Below are 9231 nucleotides of genomic sequence, written 5' to 3'. Positions count from 1 at the left end.
GGGGAATAACTTATTCTTTTGTTCATTGGCTAATTCTCTCAAGATAATTAGCCTCCGACAAACCCGGATTGATTCACTTGAATAATATTGGGGTACTGAGCTGACAATCCACCTATTCTAATAAGCTCTCCACCCGCTTGACCTTGATTGGTCATGAGCAAACCTCTTTCCCCAGGAACGGTATGGAAATGAGACTTTATGCCTAACTTGTAATATGCTTGAGTGAGAAGAGATTGAGCGGCTATTTGTCGAGGTTCACCATCGATCAATTGGTTGATATAGACTTTTGAATGCTGCTTTGCAAATAAACTGCCGCTAATGAACAATAGTGTGAGGAAAAGAACAAGTTGGTTGCTAACTATTTTCATTTGGCTTGTCATATTCTATACCTGCGATTGCTCCTCTACGCTACGAGTATAGATTATGATCAACATAGTTTAAAAATTATTGAATTGATTACAGCAGATCATGAGTTGGTTGAACGACAGTGCTTGTCATAAACGCCAACGTCGTCGATGTAAATAACTCGATTGACACCAGAGAAAAGCGCTGGTCTTTCTCTTCCTTTTCCTCAGCAGATTTAACCAACCGAGCGCTACAAATATATTGACCTAAAACGACTAGTAGACTTAGCATATCCTGCTGGTTAATTTAGTACAAAAGTAACTTATTTAGTCTTTATTTTATAAGCCCTCAAAGCATGAAAAATAAATCTCAGTTTAAATACCAAAACGGAAATAAATCCCAATTTGGGTGGCCAAGCGAAAAAATGGCCGACTTTTAAGTTACTGAAGGGTGAAATATTTACCTTCTTGAGATTCTCATTTTAACTGGCACTCTCCAATTTGTGGAGACTGCCACTTAATTTGAGAATTCGCGGCAGGTTGAATTTTTATTCACTCTGCACCGCCTAGTTCACCGTGTTTCAGTAGCTAATTTGTTGCGATATACTATTGGGCAGTCCAGTATGAATCAAGAAAACGTCTAGGTAAGTCTGGTCGATTCAAATAGCAGACTTATAAATACTAAATTTTGAAGTATAAACAGACCTTTTTGCCATCAATATCTTTTATGGTAAATGGTATTTCATAAATAGATTCCATAATCTCTTCTTTTACGACGTCATCTACTTTGCCTGCACTTACCACTTCACCTTTTTTCATCGCGACAATATTGTCGGAATAGCTTGCGGCAAAGTTAATATCATGGATAACGATAACAACAGCTTTATTTAGCTCTGCGGCTAAACGGTGTAATGTCTGCATTATTTCAACAGAGTGTTTTATATCTAGGTTGTTTAACGGCTCATCTAAAAATATATAGTTAGTGTCTTGCGCCACAACCATCGCAATAAATGCCATTTGGCGTTGACCGCCACTGAGTTCATCTAGATATTTGTCTTTTATGTAGGTGATATCTAACTCGTTTAACGCGTTATCAATTATAGTATTGTCACTGTCGGTTAAACGACCTTGTGAATGTGGAAAACGGCCAAAGGAGACAAGCTCTCTCACCGTAAAGCGCATATTGATATTATTAGATTGCCTTAATACCGCTAAGTGCTTGGCAAGCTCTTTACTATCCCATTGGGCTAGTAACTTATCACCAATCAGCACTTCACCAGCGTCACTTTCTGTTAAACGGCTAGCCATCGACAATAAGGTGCTTTTTCCCGCACCATTAGGCCCAATAATGGCGGTTACTTCACCTTTAGGAAATAACGCATCTGCGTTGTTTACAACAAAAGTATCACCGTATTTTTTTGATAATCCTGTTAACTTAATCACAACTGTCTCGGAATTTAATTAATCTTATTGCGAAGTAGTAACCACATAAAATAACTCCCCCCCACCAAATTGATAATAACGCTAATCGTAGTTTGGAAGGTCAGCACCTTTTCAACAAACCATTGCCCAGTTACTAAAAGTAATACTGCCAATAAACTGCTCGCGACAATTAGAAAGCTGTGCTCAAAGCGCTTAAATAGTTCACGCGTTAAACTTACCGTGATTAAGCCAAAAAACAGCACTGGGCCAACAAGGGCTGTCGCTACTGCCACCATAACAGTAATAACTATCATCATCTGCTTGGTGAGTCGTTTCGTGTTTATGCCAAGGCTTGTTGCATTTTCTTGTCCTAACCATAATACATCGAGCTTTCTTGCTGAAAAAAACAAGTAGGCAAAACAGAGTATCAGTGGAATCGTACTCCTGTAGACCAATTCTGCATTGATATTATTAAAGCTGGCGAACATAGCGCGTTGAATAACTGCAAACTCGTTTGGATCAACTAACATGGTTAAAAAGCCTGCCAGGCTGTTAAATAAGCTGCCACAGACTACACCTATTAATAACAAAGTGAATATATTGCTACTACCGCGCTTAAAGTAAAAATGAAATAAAGTGAGTGAGAATCCGATCATTACGATTGTTGATAGTAAGAAATTTGGTATGGCTTCTATCACCAATACACTCGCCATGCCAAATATCACAACAATTATGACTTGCACCAATAAATACAAGCTATCAAAGCCTAAAATTGAAGGGGTAAGAATTCTGTTATTGGTAATGGTTTGGAACACCAAAGATGAAGCCGATATTGCCATAGCAGCTAATACAATTGCCAGCACTTTCGGTAAACGAAGTGTTAAGAAAAATTGATAATTGTCAGCGTTTAGTCCTTGCCCAATAAACCATGCAATACTTGTAAAACATGCCAATAGTAAAATGGCGACTTTTATCCAATCACGCATTGGCTTTATCCTTAACAACCAGATAAATAAATACCACACCACCAAAGATACTGATGATCATCGAAATTGGCATTTCATACGGAAAAATGAGCAGTCTGCCTAGAATGTCGCAACTCAATACTAAAATGACGCCCCAATAGGCAGTCCAAGGCAAGATTTTTTTCATGTTATCGCCCATAAACAGCGAAACAACATTTGGTACAATCAACCCTAAAAAGGGAATAACACCGACAATCATCACAACACTTGCCGTGCTATTCGCGATAAGCACAACGCCGATAAACACAACCTTTTGATAATCAAGACCAATATTTTTAGCAAAGCTATGACCGATACTCGCGGCGCTAAATTGACTAGCGTAGTAATAAGCCAAAATACAGGCAGGCACAGCTAAAAACAAAATTTCATAGTTACCCTGCAAGACACTGGCAAAGTTAGCAACACTCCATGAAGACATGGTTTGTACAAGGTCGTGTTTATAAGCAAGAAAAGTGGTCAATGCTGAGATAACATTGCCGTACACAATGCCGATTAGTGGCACGAGTACAACATTTTTGAATTGAATTTGCTGTAAAAAACGCACAAACAGCAAAGTGCCAAAAACAGCAAAGCCAAAAATAACCGTTAGATACGACCACTGAGATGCTTGCTGTAAAAGAATTAAACCAACAACATAACCTAGCAATGCACAATCGATGGTGCCCGTTGTTGAAGGGGATGCAAAGCGGTTTTGCATGATTTGCTGCATGACTAAGCCCGCTATACTTAAGCCTGCACCTGCTAACACAATGGCAATAAGTCTGGGAATGCGGGAAATCACATAAATATCATAAGCGTGCTCGTCGCCAGAAAACAAACCTGCAAATGACACATCAGCAGCACCTAACAGGAGTGATGTCAGCGCTAAGGTAAAAAATAAACTGGCAGCAACTAGCTGCTGTTTAGTGACCATAAAATGAAATACTCTATAAACACGAACCCTCCACTGTTTTTTAAATCAGTGAAGGGCTTTGTTGAACGGTTAATTAGTAATTAAGAAACAAATTTAGTTAAGGGCTCTACTCAACTAGTGCAGTGCTTTTTCAGCATCTGCCACCATCAACTCAGTAGCCGTAATACCACCCGTTGAAATATACCAAGCGTTAGAGTCGATAAATATTAGTCGGCTGTTTTTCGCCGCAGGCGTAGCATTAACTAGCGGGTTATTAAACAGTGCTTGCGCCTTTCCTGAGCTTCTTCCAATAGCTTGCTCTCTATCCATAACAAACATAACATCGGGTTTTGCATCGGCAATGTACTCAAATGAAATCAAGCTGCCGTGATTACCTTTAATCGGTGCGATATTTTCACTGGTTGATTGTGCGAAGTTAAATTCATCAAATATCAGAGAAAAACGACTACCTTTATTGAACATCGCAAGGTTATTACCATTATTCATTATCATCAGTGCTTTAAGTTGTTGCTCTGACACTTGTTTGCCTAGCTTATCAATCTTAACTTGCACTTGGTTTATCAAACGTTCAATTTCAGCTTCTTTATCAAACAGCTTACCTAACATTCGCCAATTTTTTTGTGCGTCTTGCCAATAGTTACCGCTGTCGATATAAAACATTACCGTTGGTGCGATTTGTTTAATATCGTCATAAATTTTAAGCATACGGTTTTCTGCAATAATCACATCTGGTTTTAGCGTGAAAACTGCTTCAAAATCAGGCTCCGCTGTTGTCCCCGTATTTTGAGTAGAGTGCTCATAGTCGGCTAAATAGTTAGGTAGCAGTGAGTGTGGCGCACCTACGGGTTTTATTCCTAATCGGTCTAGTACATCTAAGCTAGCATTACCCAATACAACAACGCGTTTAGGTACTCCGTTAAATTTAGCGGTGCCTTTTAAGTGTTTAATCGCGATTTCTTTGGCAGATACTGTATTGGAGGAAAGCGCGATAATCGCTAAAAAAGATAAAAATAATTGGAAAAAGTTTTTCATAAATACTGCTTTCATAAATAAAATTTAACGAACGGTGCTGGTCAGCTTACTTCTCTTGCTGCTCAATTCTTAACACTTGTGCTTGGGTGCAGCTTGCTAGCATTTCATAGGCTTTAGCAACTACGTCTTGACCTTGAACAAAAGGGTGCGGTTGATCTTTGCTATGCTCAGCCATTAACTTGAGTTTTTCTCTAGTGCCATCTCTGGTTGGGTGATTTGACAAAAAGACATCGACACCTTGCGCCTTGGTAATGTCACCAAAACGAGAGGCTGCATCAGTGTATGATTGAATACGAGCCAAATCTGGGCCGTAATTTAAACCAGTACCACCCCAAAGGCTGACCATGTGTTTTTTACCATTATCGAATACTGGGAAAATAAGTGAAATGGTGCCTGGTGTATGGCCTGGCGTTTCATAAACCTGCACTTGAGTATCACCAAGTAAAATGGTCTCACCATCTTTTATAGTAATGTCGCGCTTAGGCATAGGCCCCCAACGCGGGCTAAACACGATTAACTCATTGCTTTCAAGGCGTGACCACGCAACATCACTCATCACTACTTTGGTTTTATAATTGCTGACAAAGTGTGCTTGACCGCCATAGTGATCGCCGTGCTCATGGCCGATGATTAAATACTTGGTATCTGCTGGATTAAGGCCTAATGCAAGCATACCTTTTTCAATATATTCTTTGGCTTGCCTTACTGTATTAAGTGCATCGACCAGAATTAAACCGTCACTGGTTTCTATTACCCAACTAGAAACACCACCAGTACCGACGTAGTAAAGATTATCAAACACCTTAGTAGCAGGGAGCCCTGACGAGCGTGACTTGCCACTTTTTTTCTTTTTACCTGAAGCACTATTGCGTTTACGCTTTGACAAATCGCGAATTTCAGATTCAATATCACAAAGGTTGGTTAAACCTGGAAATAGCTCTGCATGTGCCATACCTTTGCTAGCAAAATGTTTAGCTGATTGAATTGTTTTTTCTTCTGCTTTAACTTCAAAAGCTAGTGCTGTTAAGCTAGCTAGAGAGAAAAATAAGAACAATGCGTTTTTCATGTTAATCTGTTTAAACCTTTCACTACCGTTTATTAGTTAAATCAAGCGATTTAGAAAGAAGTCACAACTGATAACCATAAACGGCGACCATCTTCTTTATAACCGTAATCTTCCGCAGTAATTTCCTTATCAAATAAGTTATAAATGCCTGTAGATAGTGTGAACATGTCGTTTATTTGCCAGTTTACGCCGATATCCATATAAGTTAATGACTTCGCAACGGTTGAACGTGAACCAATTGTAATTGGTTGACTGTCTTTACCACGATAAGTCACTTTTGCCCATGTATTGAATGACTCATTTACTTGCCAATTTACCCCTGCGTTTGCCAAGTGCATTGGTACTTGAGTTAACGGTTGACCTTTATTGTCACCCGATTTTTGCTCTGAATCGTTGTAGGTGTAGGCAGCGTTAATTGATAACGAATCTGTGACATCAGTAGAAACCGACGCTTCTACACCCGATACTGTCGCTTCATCAAGGTTTTCATATTGACGACCCGTTGGGTCGCCGCACTTTTCAACAGGACACGTTGTTAAGTTAGCTTTACCTTCAAAGTCATTATAAAACGCTGTTACTTGGGCAACTAAGTTGTTTTCGCCTGTGTAGTAAACACCAATTTCATTGTTTAATGACGTTTCTGGCTCTAAATCAGGGTTACCGTAAATGTCACCACCACGGCTCTCTTGCATCCACTCAGGTGTCATCGCACGAATATTAGGTGCACTGTAGCCTGTTGAAACGCCACCTTTTAGCACCCAGTTATCAGCTAATGACCAAACACCGTATAAGCGGTAGCTAATGTGAGAGTCAAAAATTTCGTTATCGTCATAGCGAAGGCCTAAAGTGATCGCTAAATCGTCTTTGGCTTGCCACTCATTGTCTGCAAATAATGCCCATTGATAGTTAGATATCTCGGTTGCTTCAGCGCCGTTACCAAAATCTTCTAAGTCTTCATTTTCGTACGAAACACCCGCAACAATCGCATTTTGGTCAAACACAGTAGACCACTGTGAATTAAACACTAAATTTTCAATCGTAATTTCACGACCAACGTTTTCAACTGTTTCTTGTTGAATAAAACTTGTACCTGTCGCCCACTCATAGTTACCCGTATGAGCAAGTGAGAAAGACTCTCGGTTATTGTTTCTTTCGGACTCTCTACGAACAGAATCTACAGACTTACCTTCTGTTGTATAACGCTTTTGGTCTTGTTTTGCGTAATCAAGGGTGAAACGATCTGACTTAGTTGCCATAAAGTGTAATTCAGCGCGGTAGTTTTCCATTTCTTTACCACCATAACCGTCAATAATTTCATCTTCGTCACGCTCTTGTGTCATTGCTGTAAATGAAGCTGATAGCATGTCTTTTACGATTGGCATAGCAAGATAAACTTGTGCTTGTCTATCATTACCCGCATCGCTGTCTTCTTGAACAATCGTTTCTAAACGAATATTACCTTGAAACTTTTCAAAGTCTTTACGCGTAATAATGTTAATTACACCGCCAATGGCACCAGAGCCATAAAGCGTCGCCATTGGCCCACGTACAACTTCGATGCGCTCAATAGCGTCGAGTGGTGGTAACCAATCTTGCTCCCAGCCTGCACCGCTGCCACTTGGCTGCGTTTCTCGGCCTGATTGCTTTTTGCCATCAACTAAAATCGCGGTGTACTGACCATTCATGCCACGTAATGAAACATCTTCACTCGCGCCACCACGAGTAAGGGTAACACCAGGCATATCGCGTAAAGCATCGGTTAGATCTTTATAAAAGCCTTTTTCAATATCAGTGCGACCAATTACGCTAATTGACGCGGCTGCTTTAGATAAAAGTTGTTCACGACCAGCAGCAGTAACAACGATGGTTTCCATTTCGTCTGTGTTAGCTGCGCTTGTATCAACTGCCTGAGCATTCGCGTGAAGGGTAAATGCTGGGCAAAGACTAAGTGTTGCGAGCGTGCTAGCCACTTTGCTTAAAGAAAAAGGGTTAGTAGATGTCATTAGGTAGAAGCTTTAAAATTAATTACTATTGAGAATGATTCGCATTTAAAACCCCATTCGTTATTTTTGCAACAAATTCCCCATTCGATAGATGGATTGTGATTATGCGAGATTTGCATAATCATGTTATGCAAAGGATTTTTCTTCGGAGAAAAGTGATTTTAAAGTGCCTCTCACCCATTCACACATAGGATCATCATGAAAGCGCTTATGCCAATATAAATAAACATATTGAAAATCTAGTTGTAGCTCTTTAGGGATTTCTTTGACACATAACCTGTCATCTTTACATGCCGCAAGGGCAAACGGTGTAGGTAAATGAAAAATGATATCAGTGCCAGCGGCAATATTGGGCGCTGAGTTAAAATTAGATAGCTGTACGGGTACATTTAAACTTTCTTTGCCTTTTAGGTAGCCCAATTCACGAAATTTAGCTTCAAAAGAAATATTCTTCTCACCTTGTAATGATATTTGTCCAAATTGGCTTTGCATTAGGTTTGCAGTCGTTAGTGCTTTATCTGCTAGAGGGTGAGACTTACTCATCAGTAATCTAAAATCACGCTTGGCTAATATCATTCTATGAACACTTTGCTCACCCGTTGGCGGTTCATGCGAAGACATCACAAAATGAATATCACCTGCTATCAAGGCGTTAAAATGGCGTTTAGGCGTCGTGTCTATACTGACGACTAAGTTAGGCGCTTCACTCCTGACTTTCTCAATTAAGGCTGGCATTAACGCATCTATTTGAGGTTGTAGACCATAAAATTTAACAGTACTTGCTATCGTGTCTGGAGAAAATTGCTGTTTATGCACTAATCGTTCAAGGCTTGTTATCACCTCAGTGAGATCTTCTTTAAGGCTTTCTGCTTTAGGTGTTAACTCATATCCATAATTCGAACGAACAAGTAGCTCATCGTTAAAGAAGGTACGCATCTTTTGTAGTGCACGACTCACGGAAGACTGACTAATATTTAAAGATAGTGCTGTGTTAGAAACATGCTTCTCTTCTATCAGTTGTTTCAGAATTTGTAACGAATTTAAATCTAGTTGCGTTAAGTTCATTGCATTACCTCAAACTAATTCGAAATGAAGTGTAAACTACATTGGCCTAATTCTAAAAGGCAAAGAACGAGTTTGGGGAAGCTTAACGTCTGCTTCTAGCTCATAAACCTTCGTTACAGTAATTACGCTAAATCATTTACGGGCAAGAAACGAGTTGGCTGAACGTCCGCTTTGGAGAAATCTGCATATAACACCAAATAACTGCGTTCGTCTCAAATTCGCTCATATCTGACAGTGAAGCATAACGATAAAAAATTTGGCTCGCTCAATATAAGAGTTATTTATAGAAGTTCCAATCTAATCTGACATTTCCCTTTTAAAAGAGAGAGTTACCAGTTTAAGGTATGGGTGTCGAATCCAA

The 9231-nt window shown here is 39.7% G+C and carries 8 protein-coding genes; all 8 read right to left on the bottom strand.

From position 1 onward, the window contains the following. Positions 1–47: 47 nt before the first annotated feature. Positions 48–380 carry a hypothetical protein gene (locus AC0J20_RS22680; protein ID WP_473023492.1) on the bottom strand — a complete coding sequence of 111 codons (333 nt, stop codon included), beginning with the start codon at positions 378–380 and terminating at the stop codon, positions 48–50. Positions 381–1025: 645 nt separating this feature from the next. Beyond that, positions 1026–1787 (bottom strand): iron ABC transporter ATP-binding protein, encoded by a 762-nt coding sequence (locus AC0J20_RS22675; RefSeq protein WP_473023491.1) that lies wholly within the window; start codon positions 1785–1787, stop codon positions 1026–1028. A 14-nt stretch (positions 1788–1801) separates the two neighbouring features. Further along, complete coding sequence (locus AC0J20_RS22670) at positions 1802–2752, bottom strand: iron chelate uptake ABC transporter family permease subunit (RefSeq protein ID WP_473023490.1); 951 nt, start codon at positions 2750–2752, stop codon at positions 1802–1804. Continuing rightward, positions 2745–3704 (bottom strand): ABC transporter permease, encoded by a 960-nt coding sequence (locus AC0J20_RS22665; RefSeq protein WP_473023488.1) that lies wholly within the window; start codon positions 3702–3704, stop codon positions 2745–2747. The genes AC0J20_RS22670 and AC0J20_RS22665 overlap by 8 nt, the downstream gene beginning before the upstream one ends. Before the next feature lie 114 nt (positions 3705–3818). Beyond that, on the bottom strand, positions 3819–4736 hold the full coding sequence (locus AC0J20_RS22660; protein WP_473023487.1) for a siderophore ABC transporter substrate-binding protein: 918 nt from the start codon (positions 4734–4736) through the stop codon (positions 3819–3821). A 46-nt stretch (positions 4737–4782) separates the two neighbouring features. Further along, positions 4783–5802, bottom strand: a complete 1020-nt coding sequence (locus AC0J20_RS22655) for an MBL fold metallo-hydrolase (protein ID WP_473023486.1) — start codon at positions 5800–5802, stop codon at positions 4783–4785. 50 nt (positions 5803–5852) lie between these two features. Then, a complete protein-coding gene (locus AC0J20_RS22650; protein ID WP_473023485.1) occupies positions 5853–7805 on the bottom strand; it encodes a TonB-dependent receptor domain-containing protein in 1953 nt (650 codons plus the stop codon). 126 nt (positions 7806–7931) lie between these two features. Continuing rightward, complete coding sequence (locus tag AC0J20_RS22645) at positions 7932–8870, bottom strand: LysR family transcriptional regulator (protein WP_473023484.1); 939 nt, start codon at positions 8868–8870, stop codon at positions 7932–7934. Positions 8871–9231 lie beyond the last annotated feature (361 nt).

This window comes from Planctobacterium sp. R6 (genome assembly GCF_055755215.1).
This window is presented reverse-complemented; position numbering and strand designations above follow the sequence as displayed.

Excerpts from the sequence above, each read along its gene's own strand:
- AC0J20_RS22680 (WP_473023492.1), bottom strand. The coding sequence starts at position 380 with ATGACAAGCCAAATGAAAATAGTTAGCAACCAACTTGTTCTTTTCCTC.
- AC0J20_RS22670 (WP_473023490.1), bottom strand. The coding sequence starts at position 2,752 with ATGCGTGATTGGATAAAAGTCGCCATTTTACTATTGGCATGTTTTACA.
- AC0J20_RS22665 (WP_473023488.1), bottom strand. The coding sequence starts at position 3,704 with ATGGTCACTAAACAGCAGCTAGTTGCTGCCAGTTTATTTTTTACCTTA.
- AC0J20_RS22660 (WP_473023487.1), bottom strand. The coding sequence starts at position 4,736 with ATGAAAAACTTTTTCCAATTATTTTTATCTTTTTTAGCGATTATCGCG.
- AC0J20_RS22655 (WP_473023486.1), bottom strand. The coding sequence starts at position 5,802 with ATGAAAAACGCATTGTTCTTATTTTTCTCTCTAGCTAGCTTAACAGCA.
- AC0J20_RS22650 (WP_473023485.1), bottom strand. The coding sequence starts at position 7,805 with ATGACATCTACTAACCCTTTTTCTTTAAGCAAAGTGGCTAGCACGCTC.
- AC0J20_RS22645 (WP_473023484.1), bottom strand. The coding sequence starts at position 8,870 with ATGAACTTAACGCAACTAGATTTAAATTCGTTACAAATTCTGAAACAA.